12 protein-coding genes are annotated in these 18052 nt (G+C 66.8%); 7 read left to right on the top strand and 5 right to left on the bottom strand.

From position 1 onward, the window contains the following. Positions 1-46: 46 nt before the first annotated feature. The 4 genes from KVS69_RS08750 to KVS69_RS08765 form a co-directional block, all read right to left on the bottom strand. The gene (locus tag KVS69_RS08750) at positions 47-2104 is read right to left on the bottom strand and encodes a TonB-dependent receptor (protein ID WP_217537785.1); all 2058 of its coding nucleotides are present in this window, start codon (positions 2102-2104) and stop codon (positions 47-49) included. A gap of 236 nt (positions 2105-2340) precedes the next feature. Next, positions 2341-5463 (bottom strand): efflux RND transporter permease subunit, encoded by a 3123-nt coding sequence (locus KVS69_RS08755; RefSeq protein ID WP_217537786.1) that lies wholly within the window; start codon positions 5461-5463, stop codon positions 2341-2343. Then, a complete protein-coding gene (locus KVS69_RS08760) occupies positions 5460-8690 on the bottom strand; it encodes an efflux RND transporter permease subunit (protein WP_093534898.1) in 3231 nt (1076 codons plus the stop codon). Before KVS69_RS08760 ends, KVS69_RS08755 begins: the two co-directional genes overlap by 4 nt. An 86-nt stretch (positions 8691-8776) precedes the next feature. Then, entirely contained in the window at positions 8777-10021 is a 1245-nt protein-coding gene (locus tag KVS69_RS08765) for an efflux RND transporter periplasmic adaptor subunit (protein ID WP_068854263.1), read from the bottom strand. Between the two features lie 241 nt (positions 10022-10262). Between KVS69_RS08765 and KVS69_RS08770 the strand changes: the two genes are divergently transcribed. Further along, positions 10263-11579 carry a M20 family metallopeptidase gene (locus KVS69_RS08770; protein ID WP_217537787.1) on the top strand — a complete coding sequence of 439 codons (1317 nt, stop codon included), beginning with the start codon at positions 10263-10265 and terminating at the stop codon, positions 11577-11579. 24 nt (positions 11580-11603) lie between these two features. Here KVS69_RS08770 and queF read toward each other — a convergent pair whose 3' ends face one another. Next, entirely contained in the window at positions 11604-12422 is an 819-nt protein-coding gene (gene queF / locus KVS69_RS08775) for an NADPH-dependent 7-cyano-7-deazaguanine reductase QueF (protein ID WP_217537788.1), read from the bottom strand. A gap of 144 nt (positions 12423-12566) precedes the next feature. Here queF and KVS69_RS08780 point away from each other — a divergent pair, with 144 nt between their 5' ends. From KVS69_RS08780 to KVS69_RS08805, 6 genes are all read left to right on the top strand, one after another. Further along, complete coding sequence (locus KVS69_RS08780) at positions 12567-12863, top strand: LysM peptidoglycan-binding domain-containing protein (protein WP_068854260.1); 297 nt, start codon at positions 12567-12569, stop codon at positions 12861-12863. 46 nt (positions 12864-12909) lie between these two features. Continuing rightward, positions 12910-13407, top strand: a complete 498-nt coding sequence (locus KVS69_RS08785) for a hypothetical protein (RefSeq protein ID WP_217537789.1) — start codon at positions 12910-12912, stop codon at positions 13405-13407. Positions 13408-13572: 165 nt separating this feature from the next. Beyond that, positions 13573-15798 (top strand): NADP-dependent isocitrate dehydrogenase, encoded by a 2226-nt coding sequence (locus tag KVS69_RS08790; RefSeq protein ID WP_217537790.1) that lies wholly within the window; start codon positions 13573-13575, stop codon positions 15796-15798. Positions 15799-16095: 297 nt separating this feature from the next. After that, positions 16096-17049 (top strand): hypothetical protein, encoded by a 954-nt coding sequence (locus tag KVS69_RS08795; RefSeq protein WP_217537791.1) that lies wholly within the window; start codon positions 16096-16098, stop codon positions 17047-17049. A gap of 2 nt (positions 17050-17051) precedes the next feature. Further along, positions 17052-17600 (top strand): ATP/GTP-binding protein, encoded by a 549-nt coding sequence (locus KVS69_RS08800; RefSeq protein ID WP_068854255.1) that lies wholly within the window; start codon positions 17052-17054, stop codon positions 17598-17600. Further along, the gene (locus KVS69_RS08805; RefSeq protein ID WP_184125894.1) at positions 17593-18030 is read left to right on the top strand and encodes a roadblock/LC7 domain-containing protein; all 438 of its coding nucleotides are present in this window, start codon (positions 17593-17595) and stop codon (positions 18028-18030) included. The genes KVS69_RS08800 and KVS69_RS08805 overlap by 8 nt, the downstream gene beginning before the upstream one ends. Positions 18031-18052 lie beyond the last annotated feature (22 nt).

Genomic DNA, 18052 nt, shown 5'->3' on the forward strand with positions numbered 1-18052 from the left:
CTCACCGCTCGCAAAAAATGAAACGACAGGCTGTTACGCCCTTCGCTTACAGATCAAACCTGACGCTGACCGCGAACGTGCGCGGCAGGCCGATGCCGGCGTTGGACCAGTACTTCCTGTTGGTGAGGTTTTCGACGCTGGCGCGCCAGGTGACCGGGTGGCCGTTGGCCTGCATGCGGTAGCCGATGCCGGCGTTGACCAGGGTGTAGTCGGGCAGCTTGAGGGTATTGTCGGCGTCGTAGTACACGTCGCCGTAGTAGCGGGCCAGGGCGTACAGGCCCAGGCCTTCCACCTGCGGCACGCTGTAGTCGGCGTGCACCACGCCGTTCCAGCGCGCTGCGCCGGCGGTGCGGTTGCCTTCCTGGGTGCTGCTGTCGGGCGAGAGCTTGTCGTAGGTCGGGTCCAGCCAGGTCACGCCGCCGCCGAGGGTGAAGGCATCGGTCAGGCGGACGTCGCCGCTGACTTCCACGCCTTCGTACAGGGTGATGCCGTCCTGCACCAGCAGTTTGCCGCCGCTGGTCAGGCGGTCGATGTTGGCACCGCGCTCCAGTCGGAACGCAGCCGCGTTGGCGTTCCAGCGTGGGTACTCGATCTTGGCGCCGATCTCGAACTGCTTGCTGATGGTCGGATCGAGCACGTCGCCGGCGTTGATGTAGTCGCTGCCCACCCGGCTGCCCGCTTCCAGCGATTCGACGTAGCTGGTGTAGAGCGTGACTGTATCGGCCGGCTTGAACATCACCGCGTAGGTCGGGGTGACCGGGTAGGTGTGGTAGGCGCCCTTGGTCTCGAAGTCGTTGTAGCGCGCACCGGCCAGCACCGACCAGCCGTGGCCGAAATCCACCGTATCGCTGACGAACACCGCCTGCTGTACGGTTTCGCTGCCGCGGGTGAGCTCCTGCGAACCGACGGCGTCATGGCGCAGGGTGGGGCGCTGGTAGAGGTTGCCACGGCCGATGGTGTTCCATTCGTATGGGCGGTCCCAGCCCAGCCCGGTCTGGTGCGAGACGCCGGCGACGACCTGGTGCGACAGCGGGCCGGTCTGGAAGCGGCCCTGCACGATGGCCTGGGCCAGCTTCCACTCGCTCTTGCCGCCGAGCTCGTAGACGTTGACGTCGTAGTCGCCATTGACGTCGTCGATGTAGGCGAAGATCTTGTTCACGTCGTTCCACGACGAGGTGTAGCCATAGCTCAGGCTGGCCTTCCAGTCGTCGTTGATCTGCCAGTTCAGTGCAGTGGAGAGCAGGCTGGAGCGGGTGTCGTAGAAGGTGCCCGGAATGGCGTTGTTGACATCGCCGGCGATCGGGCGCGGCAGTTCGGTCAGGCCGATGAAGTAGTACTGCGGCGATTCCTCGCTGAGATCGCGCTCCTGGAACACGCCATCGAAGGTCCAGGTGAGCGCATCGCCCAGGCGTGCATCCAGCGACAGCGCACCGACCTTGCGGTTCACTTCGCCACCGTTGAAGGTTTCGCCCTTCTCTTGGTAGGCGTTGAAGCGGTAGCCGAACATGTCTTCGTTGCCGAAGCGGCCGCCGACATCGACTTGGCCGCTGACGATGCCCTGTTCCCGCCAGCCGAGCTGCGCGGAGAAGGTGGGGGCATCGGTGGGCTTCTTCGTGACGTAGTTGATGATGCCGCCGGGCTGGCCGAAGCCGTACATGAAGCTGCCCGGGCCCTTGAGCAGTTCCACCTGTTCCATCACTTCCAGCGGCCACTCGGTACCCCACGAGGACACCTGCAGGCCGTTGACGCGGTAGCTGTCGTAGCTGAGATCGATGCCGCGGTTGCGGATCGGCGAGCTCCAGCCACTGGCGTAGGCGCTGACCTGGGTGACCACTGACGGGTCGGTCAGGAACGCCTCGCCCAGCGAGACCACCTGGCGCTTCTCGATGTCCTCGCGGCCGATGACGGAGATCGCGAACGGGGTATCGCGTACCGGGCGGTCGCCCAGGGCGCCGGTCTCGGTGTGGGTGCGTTCGGCGGTGACTTTCACCGCGTCCAGCTCGGTGGCCGAGCGGGATTGGGCGTGGGCCGCGCAGGCCAGCGACAGCGACAGGGCAAGCAGGGCTGGGCGCAGGGCGCGGCGCGGAAATACGGAAGCAGGCATCGAGTGGGGGTCCTCTGCGGACAGCAGCACACCGTCCGCGATCAGTTGAAAGCGGAAGAAGAGGGCGTGGCTGAGTCGGGGCACTGCCCGCGAAGGCGGAAACAGCGCGGTGCGCGAGGCGCGGCAGGACCGTGGCTGATGCGGATTGTTCTCTTTTGAGTGGTCCGCGTCAAATGATCGTCATGAACGCGGTAGCGCACGACCGTTGGTCGTGCCGCGCCGCGCAGCGGCGGGCGTTACGCGCGCGCTGCCCGCCTTACCAAGGCCTTCTCGCGCCGGCGCGCGCGCCAGCCGCGCCAGTGCTGCTGCAGGCACGAGAAGATCACGTACAGCGCCGGGGTGCTCAGCAGGGTCAGGCTCTGCGAGAACAGCAACCCGCCGATCATCGCGATGCCCAGCGGGCGACGCAGCTCGGACCCTTCGCCCAGGCCGATCGCCAGCGGCACCGCCGCCAGGATCGCCACCATGGTGGTCATCATGATCGGGCGGAAGCGCACGATGCTGGCCTCGCGCACCGCTTCCAGCGGGCTCTTGCCGTGCTCACGCTGGGCCACCACGGCGAAGTCGATCATCATGATCGCGTTCTTCTTGACGATGCCGATCAGCAGCACCAGCGCAATCATCGAGATCACCGACAGTTCGGTATTGGTCACGAACAGCGCCAGCAGCGCGCCCACGCCCGCCGCCGGCAGCGTGGACAGGATCGTCACCGGGTGCACCAGGCTTTCGTACAGCATGCCCAGCACCAGGTACACGGTGATGATGGCGGCCAGCACCAGGATCAGCATCGAATTGGGGTTGAGCTGCACGTTGAAACCGCCGCCATCGCTGATGCGGATGTCGCCAGGCAGGCGCAGCCCGTCCACGGTGGCCTTGATGAGCGCCTCGCCTTCGCCGGTGCTCACGCCCGGGGCCAGGTTGTAGCTCAGGTCCATCGTGGTGTACTGGTTCTGGTGGGTGATCTGCGGCGGGGCCAGCCCGGGTACCTGGCGCGCAACGGCGGTGATCGGGATCATCTCGCCGTTGCCGGCGCGCACGTGGATCTCATCCAGCGCGCGCGGGGTGGCGGTCTGCTCCGGCAGTGCGTTGACCACCACGCTGTACTGGTTGATGTCCGAGTAGATCGTCGAAATCTGCCGCTGGCCGAACGCCCCGTACAGCGCGCCATCGATCGCGCCGACCGACACGCCCAGGCGCGCGGCCTTGGCCCGGTCGATCTCGATGTTCTGGCGCAGCCCGGCGGTGTCCACGTCGGTGCCGACGTCGCGCAGCATGGGGTTCTTCTTCAGTGCGGCCTGCACCTTGGGCAGCCATTCCTGCAGCTGGGCCAGGTCGTTGCCCTGCAGCGACACGCGGTACTGCGCGCCTTGGCTGTTGCCGCCGCCTCCGTCGCTGGGCAGGTCCTGGATCGCGCGCAGGCGCAGTTCCAGGTCCGGGTAGCGATCGGCCTTGGCGCTCAGTCGGGCCAGCGCCTCGGCGGTGGTTTCGCGTCGGCCTTCCTTGCGGGTCTTCAGCTCGATGTTGAACTGCGCGCTGGAACCCTGGCGGCCACTACCCAGGCGCACGCCCACGGTTTTCACCGCCGGGTCGGCCATCAGCATGTCGGTGATGCGGCGCTGGCGGTTGACCATGTCTTCGAAGGATACCGTCGCGCTGGAGTTGGCACGGCCCCAGATCAGGCCGGTGTCCTGCGGCGGGAACGAGCCCTTCTTGACCGCGCCCGCCAGCATCACCGTGGCCACGATCAGCAGGATGGGGGTCAGCGACAGCAGCAGCGCGTGGCGCAGCGAGAAGTCCAGGCAGACGGTGTACACGCGCAGCATGCGGTCGTGGGTGGCATCCAGGAAGCGGCCGATCCGCGATGGCTTGTCTGGCTCCGTGTGGGCGCTGAGGAAGCGGCTGCACAGCGCCGGGGTGAGCGTGAGCGAGACGATCATCGAGACCACGATGGCGGCCACCAGGGTCACGGTGAACTCGCGGAAGAACGCACCGACCATGCCGCTGGCAAACAGCAGCGGAATGAACACCGCCACCAGCGAGGCGGTGATGGAGACGATGGTGAAGCCGATCTCGCGGGCGCCGGTCAGGGCCGCCTGCATGCGCGGCATGCCTTCGTCGAGGTGGCGCATGATGTTTTCGATCACCACGATCGCGTCATCGACCACGAAGCCGATCGCGATCACCAGCGCCAGCAGGCTCAGGTTGTTCAGGGTGAAGCCAAACACGTACATCACCAGTGCCGCACCGGCCAGCGACAGCGGCACGGTGATCGCCGCGATCAGGGTCGGTGCCAGCCGGCGCAGGAACAGCGCCATGGTCAGGATCACCATCGCCAGGCTGATCAGCAGGGTGATCTGCACTTCGTGCAGCGACGAGCGGATGGTCGGGGTGCGGTCGAAGTATGGGGTGAGCGTGGTGCCCGGCTGCAGGTAGTCGCGCAGCATCGGGATCTGCGCCTTGACCCGGTCCACCGTCTCCACGATGTTGGCCCCGGCGCGGGTGAACACGTACATCACCACCGCCGGTTTGTGGTCGAACCACGCGGCCTGGTAGGCATCCTGCTGGCCGTCGTAGACGTTGGCCACGTCCTTCAGGCGGATCACCCGGCCATCATCCTGGGTCTTGATCACCAGGTTGGCGAAGTCGGCCGCGCGCGCCACTGAATCGTTGGCGATGATCGCCGTGGTGGTGTTGCCATCGGTCAGGAAGCCGGTGGGCGAGGTCACGTTGGCGGCGCGCACCGCATTGCGCAGGTCATCCGGGGTGAGGTTGAGCGCATTGAGCAGGCGCAGGTTGACGTCCACCCGCACCGCCGGGGTGGAGGCGCCGGCGATGTCCACCGACGACACCCCGCTGATCTGGCGGATGCGCTGGGCCAGCAGCGAATCGGCCACGTTGTACAGCTCATCGGCCGACTGCGTCTGCGAGGTCAACGCAATGGCGATCACCGGATCGTCGTTCGGGTTGGCCTTCTGGAACATCGGCGAGCCCAGCCCGGAGGGCAGGTCGGCCTGGGCGGAGTTGATCGCGGTCTGCACGTCCAGCGCGGCCGAATCGATGTCGACCCCGCTCTGGAAGATCATGAAGACCAGCGAGCTGCCTTCCGAGCTGGACGAGCGCATCTGGTCCACGCCGGGCAGCTGGCCCAGGTGGCGCTCCAGCGGCGCGGTGACCGTGGAGGCCATGGTGGTGGCGTCCGCGCCGGACTGGCTGGCGTGCACGAAGATCACCGGGATCTGGATGTTCGGCAGCGCCGACACCCCCAGCTTCAGGTAGCACATCAACCCGACCACGAACAGGCCGATGGCCAGCAGCGCGGTGCCGATCGGGCGGCGGATGAACGGGCCGGAGATGTTCACGCGCGGTCCTGTGCGGTGGCGTTGCGCAGCGCGCGCTGTTCACGGCGCTGGCGCAGCCATTCGGAGTAGCGCTCCATGTACAGGTAGATCACCGGCGTGGTGTAGAGCGTGACCAGCTGCGAGATCAGCAGGCCGCCGACGATGGCGATGCCCAGCGGGCGGCGCAGCTCCGAACCGATGCCGGTGCCCAGCGCCAGCGGCAACGCGCCCAGCATGGCCGCGGCGGTGGTCATCATGATCGGGCGGAAGCGCAGCAGGCAGGCGCGGCGGATCGCTTCGTGCGCGTTGGCTCCGGCGCGGCGCGCCTCGATGGCGAAGTCCACCATCATGATGCCGTTCTTCTTGACGATGCCGATCAGCAGCACGATGCCGACGATGCCATCCACCGACAGGCTCAGCCCGCACACCATCAGCGCCAGCAGCGCGCCCACGCCGGCCGGCGGCAGGGTGGAGATGATCGTGATCGGGTGGATGTAGCTCTCGTACAGCACGCCCAGCACGATGTAGATCACCACCAGCGAGGCCAGCAGCAGCCACACCACGTCGGTCTGGCTGCCGGTGAACTCGGCGGCCTTGCCGATGAACTGCGCGTGCACCTGCGCCGGCATGTCCAGGCTGGCGCGGGTTTCCTCGATCGCCTTGACCGCATCGGACAGCGAGTAGCCCGGGGCGATGTTGAACGAGACCGTCACCGCCGGCAGCTGCTGCTGGTGGCTGACCACCAGCGGGGTGCTGGTGACCTTGCCCTCGGCCAGCGCGGCCAGCGGAATGATGTTGCCCGCACCCACCGGAATACCGGTGTTCTGCGCGCCGATACCGGTGGCGGTGGAGGAGTTGGACGAGGTGACCTGGCCGAAGTTGGTGGCATTGCTGCCGGTCAGCGCGCCGGCGCCGTTGGAGGCCACCGCCAGCTGGTTCATCAGGGCGGTACTGGTGCGGAACTCCGGCGCCACTTCCAGCACCACGCGGTACTGGTTGAGCTCGGTGAAGATGGTCGAGATCTGGCGCTGGCCGAAGGCGTCGTACAGCGTGTCGTCGATGGTCTGCATCGGCACGCCCAGCACGCTGGCCTTGTCGCGGTCGATGTTCAGCTCCAGCGCGCGGCCCTGGTTGGACAGGTTGTTGTCCACGTCGGCCAGTTCCGGACGCTGGCGCAGCGCCTCGGTCAGGCGGGTGGCCTGCAGCGCGACCTGCGCGCTGTCCACGTCCGACAGCGAGTACTGGTACTCGGTGGCGGCCACGCGGGTATCCAGTGTCACGTCCTGGACCGGCTTGAGGTACAGCGCCACCCCGGGGATGCCGGCCACGGCTTTCTGCAGGCGCGGCAGGATGTCTTCCAGCCCGTCGCGGTCGCCGCGCTCCTTCAGCACGATCGACAACTGGCCCTGGTTGAGCGTGGGGTTCATGCTGCCGGCGCCAATGAAGGCGGCCACGCCGGTCACTGCCGGGTCCCTGCGCAGCGCTTCGGCCACGGCCTTGGTGCGCTGCTCCATCTGCGGGAAGGCGATGTTCTGGTCGGCCTGGACCACGCCGGTGATCAGCCCGGTGTCCTGCTCGGGCAGCAGGCCCTTGGGAATGACGATGTACAGCACCACGGTCAACACCAGCGCGCCGGCGGCCACCGCCAGGGTCATGCGCTGGTGGTCCAGCACCCAGTCCAGGCTGCGTTCGTACAGGCCGACGGTGCGGCTCCACACGGTCTGCTTTCCGGCCGCATGCGCACGCTCATGGGCGTCCTCGCCTTCGGGCAGCGCGTCGGGCTTGAGCAGGTAGGCGCACATCATCGGGGTGAGGGTCAGCGAGATCAGCATCGACAGCACCACCGCGATGCTCAGCACCCAGGCGAACTCGTGGAACAGGCGGCCGGTGACGCCGGGCATCAGCAGCAGCGGCAGGAACACCGCCACCAGCGACACGGTCAGCGACAGCACGGTGAAGCCGATCTGGCGCGCGCCGATCTCGGCCGCTTCCGGGCCGCTCTTGCCCTGTTCGATATAGCGCACGATGTTCTCGATCATCACGATCGCATCGTCGACCACGAAGCCGGTGGCCACCACCAGCGCCATCAGCGACAGGTTGTCCAGCGACATGCCCGCAAACGCCATCACCCCGAACGTGCCCGCCAGCGAAAGTGGCACCGCCACCGAGGGAATGATCGTGGCCCACAGGCGGCGCAGGAACACGAAGATCACCGCCACCACCAGGCCGATGGTCAGGATCAGGGTGAACTGCACTTCATGCACGGAGGCGCGGATGGTCTCGGTACGGTCGGAGAACACTTCCAGGTGCACGTCGGCCGGCAGCACGTTCTGCAGCTGCGGCATCAATGCGCGGATGCGCTCCACCGTCTGCACGATGTTGGCACCGGGCTGGCGGCGGATTTCCAGCAGTACGGCCGGCTTGCCATCGGCCCAGGCGGCGAGCTGGTCGTTCTCCACGCCGTCGACCACCTCGGCCACGTCCGCCAGCCGCACCGGCGCGCCGTTCTTGTAGCTGATGATGGTCTCGCGGTACTCCGCCGCGCTGGTCAGCTGATCGTTGGTGCCGATGCTGTAGGACTGGGTCTTGCCGTTGAGCGAGCCCTTGGGCGCGTTGACGTTGGCCTGGGTCAGCGCGCTGCGCAGGTCTTCCAGGGTCAGGCCCATGTTGGACAGCTGCGCCGGGTTGACCTGGATGCGCACGGCCGGGCGCACGTTGCCGGCGATCGACACCAGGCCCACGCCCTGCACCTGCGACAGGCGCTGGGCCAGGATCGAGTCGGCGTAGTTGTTCACATCGCGCAGCGGGCGCGTGTCGGAGGTGAGCTTGAGGGTGATGATCGCCGCGTCGGCCGGGTTCACCCGGTTGTAGACCGGCTGGTAGGGCAGCGATGACGGCAGGGTGGCCTGGCGGATCGCGGCCTGCACGTCCTGTGCGGCGATGTCGATGTCCCGGTCCATCGAGAACTGCAGGATGATCGTGGACAGGCCGGCCGACGAATCGGAGGTCATCAGCTCCAGCCCGGAGATCTGCCCGAACTGGCGCTCCAGCGGCGTGGTCACCAGCGAGGCCATGGTGGTCGCATTGGCACCCGGGTACTGGGTGGTGACCACCAGGCTGGGCGCGTCGATTTCCGGCAGCGCCGACACCGGCAGCTGGCGGTAGCCGAGGATGCCGAGCAGCAGCAGGCCCGCCATCAGCAGCGAGGTGGCGATGGGGCGGCGGATGAAAATCGTCGAAAAGCCCACGGGCGGATCCTTGCTGTTACGTCAGACGGCGATGCGGGAGGCGAACGCCGGCCACCTGGCCAGCGTTGGGGACACGGCGTGCGCGGTCAGCGCGGGCCGCCGCCACGACGCCCACCGGGGCCCTGTTTCTGCGCGGCGGCCTTGAGTTCGGCCTCGGTCGGCGCGGCCGGCGTCTCGCCCGGCTTCAGCGCGGTGACCTTGCTTCCCGGCTTGAGCCGGAACTGGCCTTCGCTGACCACGCGCTCACCGCCCTTGAGACCTTCGGTGATCTGGATGTTGCTGTCGCCCACTTCCACGCCGCTCTTCACGGTCTGCATGGCCACCGTGTTGTCCGGCTTGACGATATAGACGTACTCGCCATCGGGCCCGCGCATGACGGCCTGAGTGGGAATGACCACGCCGCCGGCAATGGTGCGCAGCTGCATGCGCACGTTGACGAACTGGCCCGGCCACAGGGTGTTGTCTTGGTTATCGAACAGGGCGCGCGCGCGGAAGGTGCCGCTGTCGCTGCTGATCTGGTTGTCCACCACGTCCAGCGTTCCGCCATCGGTGAGTACGTGCGAGTCGTTGCGGTCCAGCGCGGCGATGGTCACCGGGCCGGCCTGCTGGGCCTGGCGCACGTCCGGCAGCTGGCGTTCGGGCAGGTTGAACACCACGTGGATCGGGTGGATCTGGGTCAGGGTGACCAGTGCGGTCCCGGCGCTGACCACGTTGCCGGCGTCCACCGCGCGGATGCCGGCAATGCCGGAGATGGGCGCGGTCACGCGGGTGTACTGCAGCTGCACCTGGGCCGCGCGCATGCTGGCCTCATTGGCCGCCACCGCGCTTTCGTACTGGGCCACCTGGTTGCGCTGGGTGTCCAGGTCGGTCTTGGCGACGTACTGGCGGTATTCGGGCGAATTGGAGCGCTGGTAGTTCGAGCGCGCCGTGGCCAGCTGGGCCTGGTTCTGCTTCTTGGCCGCTGCCGCTTCGTCATAGCTGGCCTGCAGCGTGCGCGGATCGATCTGCGCCAGCAGGTCGCCCTGCTTCACTTCCTGGCCTTCCTTGAAGTTCAGGCTGATCAGCTGGCCGCCCACCTGCGGGCTTACGGTCACGGTGTTCATCGCGCTTACCGTGCCAAGCGCGCTGGCGTAGACCGGCACATCCTGGCGGGCCGCGTCGATCACCGTCACCGGCACCGGGCCGGTATCGCGTTCGCCGTCCTTGCCGGCCTCGGCCTGCGCACCTGGCTTGGCATCCTTGCCCTTGCCACCGTTGAGCAGGTGCATGCCGACCAGCCCCACCACCAGCACTGCGATCACCAGCAGCACGATCTTCCAGAAACGCGACATTCAAAACTCCTGAGGCTGGCGAAGGGCGGGGCCCGGTTGGCAGTGGCAAAGCATACCCGCCACCCGTGTCCTTTAATGCATGACAAATGGGACGGGCGGTCAGACCCGCAAGCGCCGACAAGGTTCAACCGACGACGGTTGCTTTCCCGGACAACGTTCCCGGGCGCCGAAAGTTACAGCGAAAACCACCCCGATGCCCTACATTCAGGTTCAAGCCCCTGGAACCCCGTCGGAGACCCGAATGCCCCGTCTGTCGCTGCTGCTGTCCGCCCTGCTGCTCGCCTCGCCCGCGCTGGCCGCCACCGCCCCGGCAGAACGCCCGGAAGTCACCGCCGCCGCCGCTCGTCTGCAGGCCCAGGTAGTGCAGTGGCGCCGCGACTTCCACCAGCACCCGGAGCTGTCCAACCGCGAAGAGCGCACCTCGGCCAAGGTGGCCGAACAGCTGCGTGCGATGGGCCTGAAGCCCAGGACCGGCATCGCCCATCACGGCGTGGTGGCCATCATCAAGGGCGGCAAGCCCGGCCCGCGCATCGCCCTGCGCGCGGACATGGACGCGCTGCCGGTGACCGAACAGACCGGCCTGCCGTTTGCCTCCAAGGCCACCAGCACCTATCGCGGCGAACCGGTGGGCGTGATGCACGCCTGCGGGCATGACGCCCACACCGCCACCCTGCTCGGCGTGGCCGACGCGCTGGTGAAGATGCGCGAGAACCTGCCCGGCGAAGTGATGCTGATCTTCCAGCCTTCCGAAGAAGGCGCGCCGCCGCCGGAAGAGGGCGGTGCCGCGTTGATGCTCAAGGAAGGCCTGTTTGCCGACTTCAAGCCGGATGCCGTGTTCGGCCTGCACGTGTTCTCCAGCGTCCAGGCCGGGCAGATCGCCGTCCGCGGTGGCCCGCTGATGGCGGCCTCGGACCGCTTCGGGATCAAGGTGATCGGCCGCCAGACGCATGGTTCTGCGCCGTGGAACGGGGTCGACCCGATCGTGGCCACCGCCGACCTGGTGGGCACCGCGCAGACCATCGTCAGCCGCCGCTCCAACATCTCCAAGCAGCCGGCGGTGGTGTCCTTCGGCGCGATCAAGGGCGGCATCCGCTACAACATCATTCCCGACGAAGTGGAGATGGTGGGCACCATCCGTACCTTCGACGAAGGCATGCGCCAGCAGATCTTCGCCGACCTGCGCAACGTGGCCGAGCACACCGCCGCCGCGCATGGCGCCAAGGCCGAGACGGAAATCTTCGAAGCCGAGGGCAACCCGGCCACGGTCAACGACCCGGCCCTGACCGCGCGCATGCTGCCCAGCCTGCAGGCCGTGGTCGGCGAAGGCAACGTCTACGAGCCGCCGCTGCAGATGGGCGCCGAAGACTTCTCGCTGTATGCCCAGCAGGTGCCGGGCATGTTCTTCTTCGTCGGCTCCACCAGCGAAGGGATCGACCCGGCCAAGGCCCCGGCCAACCACTCCCCGAAGTTCCTGCTCGATGAGAAAGCACTGGATGTGGGCCTGCGGGCGTTGTTGCAGGTGAGCCTGGATTTCCTCAACAGCCCGACGCCGGGCTGAGGTCGCACGACCAACGGTCGTGCGCTACTGGCGCAGGTCGCGGACCGTCCGCGCCGGCTGCTCGATGCCGGCGCTGGCCCGCCACGGGTTGATGTCCAACCCGCCGCGGCGGGTGTAGCGCGCCTCTACTTCCAGCCACTCCGGCTGGCAGCGCAGGGTGAGCTCGTTGAAGATGCGCTCCACGCACTGCTCGTGGAATTCGGCATGCTCGCGGTAGCTCACCAGGTAGCGCAGCAGGCCTTCGCGGTCGATGCGCGGGCCGCGGTAGCGCACGCTCACGCTGGCCCAGTCCGGCTGGCCGGTGACCGGGCAGTTGGACTTGAGCAGCGCCGAACTCAGGGTCTCGGTCACCACCTGGCCGGCATTGGCCGACAGGTACTCCGGCGCCGGCGGGCCGTAGCGCTTGATCGCCACATCCAGCTCATCCAGTGATTCGCCTTCGGCCGCTTCCACCAGCAGCGGCACTCCGAACACCACGTTCACCACCGCCCCGGCGCAGGCCGACAGGTCACCGGCAATGCGCTGGCGGGCCTGCTCGTCATCGTCAAAGCGCGTGCTGTTGAGCGAGTTGAGGTAGAGCTTGAACGACTTGGATTCGATCAGGTTCGGCGAGGTGCACGGCACGCTGATGGTGGCCACGGCGACGCGTGGCTTGCCGCGCCGGTCCAGCCAGCTCAGCTCATAGGCCTGCCAGCGGTCATGGCCGACGAACGGCAGGTTGGCCTCGTCCACGCCGATCTCCTCGCGCGCGGCGCGGCGCGGGATGGGGAAGAGCAGGGCGGGATCGTACTGGGAGGGGTAAGCAACCTCGCGACCGAGGCTGGAGTCCTGGGGGGTATTCATGGCGCCATTTTAGCGTGGCCGGCGGCCCCTCCAGCGCCCCGTTCAGAAATACGTCCAGCGTCTTCACGCCTGCGCCATGCCCCATTAACAAGGCCTGTGACACCGTGCGATCCAGGTCGTTCTATTCAAGACGGGAGCGTGTGGATGAGTACCGACAAGAAGGCCGATTTCTCCGGCGTCACCTCCAGCGTGGATACCACCGCGCAGAAGGTGGAAAAGGCAGATTTCTCCGGCGTGACCGCTTCGGTGGATACCACCGCCGAAAAGGTGGGGGGTAGCACCTACACCGTCAAGAGCGGTGACTCGCTGTCGAAGATTGCCAAGAACGAGCTGGGCGATGGCAACGCCTGGAAGAAGATTTTCGAGGCCAACCGTGACGTGCTGGATGACCCCGACAAGATCTTCCCGGGCCAGACGCTCAAACTGCCGCCTAAAGACTAAGCCCGCTCCGCCTGCTGTCCATTATTGATTCCCAGGGAGGAATTCCATGAAGAAGACGTCCATCAGTACCGCCGTACTTGCTGCCCTGCTGGCCACCGTTGCGCTGGCCGGCTGCAAGAAGAAGGAAGAATCGGTCGCCAACAACGCGCAGCCGGCTGCCCCGGTAGCGACGACGCCGGTCGAGCCCGCCGCACCGCAGCCGATGACGGCCGCCGCGCCGGTCAACGTTTCCGGCGTAACTGTCGGCAAGACCGCTGCGGCCGACAAGACCGTCGCGGCGGCAGCACTGTTTGCTCCGAAAGACGTGATCATCATTTCGGTCCGCACCGCAGGCACGGCCACCAACGCCAACGTTGGCGCCAAGCTGACCTATCAGGACGGCCAGGTGGCGGGCGAACAGAGCCAGGTGTTGAACACCACTGGCGATGAGACCACCAACATCAGCTTCACGAATGCCAATGGCTGGCCGGCGGGCAAGTACCGCGCGGAAGTCACGGTAGATGGTAAGGCGGCCGGAACGCCGCAGGAGTTTGAGGTCAAGTAAGTCCCGCCGACTCTCTCCCGGCACGGGCTCACGATGGACGCAGCCGCGAGGCTGCGTCTTTTTGTTTTCCATACAGCGTTCCAATACCACCGCGTATGGCCCCGCTTTGCTCCCCGGGGCTGAAACCGCGACAATGCGGGGGTTACCCGGAGAGCACTGTCCCCCATGTCGAACACGCCCAAGATTCTGTACACGCTTACCGATGAAGCCCCGTTCCTGGCCACCCAGTCGCTGCTGCCGATCGTCGAGGCCTACACTGCCACCGCCGGCATCGCAGTGGAAACCCGTGACATCTCGCTGTCCGGCCGCATCCTGGCGCTGTTCCCGGATTTCCTGAAGGACGACCAGAAGGAAGCCGACCACCTGGCCGAACTGGGTCAGCTGGCGACCACCCCGGACGCCAACATCATCAAACTGCCCAACATCAGCGCCTCGGTGCCGCAGCTCAAGGCGGCCATCAAGGAGCTGCAGGACCAGGGCTATGCCCTGCCCAACTACCCGGACGTGCCCACTGACGACGTCTCTCGCGACATCAAGGCGCGCTATGACAAGGTCAAGGGCAGCGCGGTGAACCCGGTGCTGCGCGAAGGCAACTCCGACCGCCGCGCGCCGCTGTCGGTCAAGAACTACGCCCGCAAGCACCCGCACCGCATGGGCAAGTGGTCCAACGAATCGAAGTCGCACGTCTCGCACATGGACGGCGGCGATTTCTACGGCAGCGAAAAGTCGGCCACCCTGGCCGCCGCCGGCAACCTGAAGATCGAACTGCAGCAGGCCGACGGCACCACCGTCGTGCTGAAGGAAAAGACCGCCGTCAAGGCCGGTGAGATCGTCGATGCCGCCGTGATGAGCCGCAACGCGCTGGCCGCGTTCGTGCAGGCGCAGATCGCCGATGCCAAGGCCAAGGGCGTCCTGTTCTCGCTGCACCTGAAGGCCACCATGATGAAGGTGTCCGACCCGATCATGTTCGGCGTGGTCGTCGAAGAGTTCTACAAGGACGTGCTGGCCAAGCACGCCGACGTGCTCAAGCAGGCTGGCTTCGACCCCAACAACGGCATCGGCGACCTGTACGCGCGCCTGCCGCAGCTGCCTGACGCCACCCAGGAAGCGATCAAGGCCGACCTGGCTGCCGAATACGGCAAGCGTCCGGGCCTGGCCATGGTCAATTCCGACAAGGGCATCACCAATCTGCACGTGCCCAGCGACGTCATCGTCGATGCCTCGATGCCGGCCATGATCCGCGACTCCGGTGGCATGTGGAATGCCGACGGCAAGCTGCAGGACACCAAGGCTGTCATTCCTGACCGCTGCTACGCCGGTGTATACCAGGCCGTGATCGACGACTGCATCGCCCACGGCGCGTTCGACCCGGCCACCATGGGCTCGGTGCCGAACGTCGGCCTGATGGCGCAGAAGGCCGAAGAATACGGCTCGCACGACAAGACCTTCCAGATTCCGGCCGACGGCACCGTGCGCGTCACCGACGATGCCGGCAACGTGGTGTTCGAACACGCCGTGCAGACCGGCGACATCTGGCGCATGTGCCAGACCAAGGACGCCCCGATCCAGGACTGGGTCAAGCTGGCCGTCAACCGCGCCCGCCTGAGCAGCACCCCGGCCGTGTTCTGGCTGGATGCCTCGCGCGCGCACGATGCGCAGGTGATCGCCAAGGTCGAGACCTACCTCAAGGACCACGATACCAACGGCCTGGACATCCGCATCCTGGCTCCGGTGGAAGCGACCGCGTTCTCGCTGGACCGCATCCGCAAGGGTGAAGACACCATCTCGGTGACCGGCAACGTGCTGCGCGACTACCTCACCGACCTGTTCCCGATCATGGAACTGGGCACCAGCGCCAAGATGCTCTCCATCGTGCCGCTGATGGCCGGTGGTGGTCTGTTCGAAACCGGCGCCGGTGGTTCGGCTCCCAAGCACGTGCAGCAGTTCGTGGAAGAGGACTACCTGCGCTGGGATTCGCTGGGTGAATTCCTGGCCCTGGCCGCCTCGCTCGAGCACCTGGGCAACCGCTACGACAACGCCGGTGCCACCGTGCTGGCCAAGACCCTGGACCAGGCCAATGGCCAGTTCCTGGACAACGACAAGTCGCCCTCGCGCAAGCTCGGTGGCATCGACAACCGTGGCAGCCACTTCTACATCGCGCTGTATTGGGCCCAGGCCCTGGCCGCGCAGGATGACGATGCCGCGCTGAAGGCCCGCTTCGCCCCGCTGGCCAAGGCGCTGTCGGACAATGAAGCGGCCATCGTCGGTGAGCTGATCGCCGCGCAGGGCAAGCCGGTCGACATCGGCGGTTACTACCGCCCGGACGTGGCCAAGGCCAGCAAGGCGATGCGCCCGAGCAGCACGTTCAACGACGCACTGGCCGCGCTGTAAGCCTTCAGCCTCCGGCACCAAGGCAGTAACCGAGGAACCCGTGCCTGGCGCGGGTTCCTTTTTTTTGCCCGCAAATACGTGACACCCGTCCGGGTGGTTCTGGCACTCTCTCGCCAGCCGCAACAGGTAAAGAAGGCATGAAACCTGCATGCTGCCAAGGCGCGCATACCGGAAGGATCCGACCGTTTCGCCAACGCGAAGTGAGCAATCCGTCACCGAACTGCGCGAGATCCTTGGCATAGGCTATCGGCGAGCGTTCCGCAGTAGCTGTGATCTCTCACAAGCCAGGGGAAGGGCATGGCCAGGGTGCTGGTGGTCGGATCGGATGTCCAGGGAGAACGGGCGTTGCTGCAGCGCCTGCGCGTGGCCGCCTCGTTGCCGGCCGATACGGTACGCAGCTGCCGCGACCTCGACGAGTGCGACCTGCTGGTGATCAAGGACACGCCGGCACTGCGCAACGCCGCGCTGCGCATGGTACGCGAGCGACCGCGCATCCAGGTCTGGGTGGAAGACCAGAACGGGCAGTTGCACCAGGGACAGGGCGACGATCACGGCGTACTTGACGACCACGCCATCGAAGACGCCTTGCGGCAGATGCCTGGTGCGCCGCTGCGGATCGACGAACCGTGCGCGGCGCAGGGCGCCAAGGCGATCACCCGCGCGCTGCGCGAGCGCCTGCCCTCGCGGCAGGGCCACGCGGTGCTGGTGCTCAACGAAGTGCCCACCCTGCTGTTGGATTTCGCGCAGGATCAGATGGTGGTGCTGCCCGGTACCGACCCCTGCAGCCTTGCCCAGCTTCTGTCAGACCAGTTTGAAGCGCTGTCACTGCACGGGCTTTCCGAACGCCGCTACCAGGAACTGGGCGGCACGCTGCCGCGCCAGCCGCTGCGCCCGCTGCTGTGGCAATGGGGCCAACGCCCCGCGCATTGGCATGACCTGGATGCCCGGCTGCAACGCGGTGCGCGGGTGAAGCTGCTGCGCTGGCCCGACTTCCGCGTGCTGGGCCACCAGCACGACAGCTTCCGGCTGTGTTCGCTGCTGCTCAAGCGCGCGTGCAGCGTGGACGAGTGCGCCACCCTGCTGGACGTGGTACCGGATGCGGTGCGCAGCTTCATGCACCCGGCGTACCTGTGTGGCTACGCCGCGCTGGAAGATGCGCCGGCCAGCAGCGTGCCGCTGCGTGCAGGGGAGGGCGGCGGCACCCTGCTGGCCCGGATGTGGCGCAGCGTTCGCCAGCGTGGCGGGGGCTGAGCGTGCGCGAACACAAGATCGTGGTGCTGGGAGGCATGGGGTGCGGGAAGTCGACCCTGGTGCGCGCCATCGCCGCAGGCGCGGTGGTGGATACCGACGTGCACAACAGCGACCGCGCCGGCGCCGACAAGGCCTCCACCACGGTGGCGATGGACTACGCCGATATCGACCTGCCCAACGGCGACCGCCTGCGGCTCTACGGCACGCCCGGGCAGCAGCGCTTCGACTTCATCTGGCCGATCCTGCTGAAGGGCGCCAGTGGCGTGGTGCTGCTGCTGGATGCCACTCGTCACACGGCAGTGGAAGAACTGCAGGGCTATCTGGGTGTGCTGCGCGAGCATGCCACGCAGGTGCCGGCCGTGATTGGCGTTTCGCGCATGGACCTCGCCCCGGACTTCGACCTCGATTCCTGCGCGACGGTCGCGGGTTGGGATGACCGACTGCTGCCGGTGATGCCGGTGGACGCACGCGAACGCGAACAAGGACTCTTCCTGATGGACGTGCTGATGAGCGAGATGGAAACCCGCGACCTGGTGCTGGCCCATGGCTGACGGACAGGATGTGCGCCGGCTGGATCCGGCCGTGCGCGACCGTGTTGCCCAGCATCTTCAAGCGTTCGCCGACACGCTCAATGGGGTGCGCAGCGCGGTACTGGCCAGCGTGGATGGCTTCGCGCTGGTACCGGCCGCCGGCAGCCACGGTAACGGCGAGCGCCTGGCGGCAATGACCAGCGCGATGCTGGCACTGGCCGCCGCCGTGGGCCGCGAGCTGTCGCTGGGCGAACTGGAAGTGCTGATGCTGGAAGCCGGCGAGGGCAAGGTGCTGATGCTGGCGCTGCCGTGCGCGCCCGCACCGCTGTTGCTGATGGCCGCCTGCGACACGCGCTGCGTGACCGGCAAGGTGCTTTGGAGTGCAAAGGAATGTGGCCGCAACATCATGGCCGAACTCAGCGGATCACGAGCCGATCCGCAGGGGAACTAGGGGCTCGACAACCAAAGGGGTG

Source organism: Stenotrophomonas sp. GbtcB23, assembly GCF_019091045.1.
GTDB lineage: Bacteria > Pseudomonadota > Gammaproteobacteria > Xanthomonadales > Xanthomonadaceae > Stenotrophomonas > Stenotrophomonas rhizophila_A.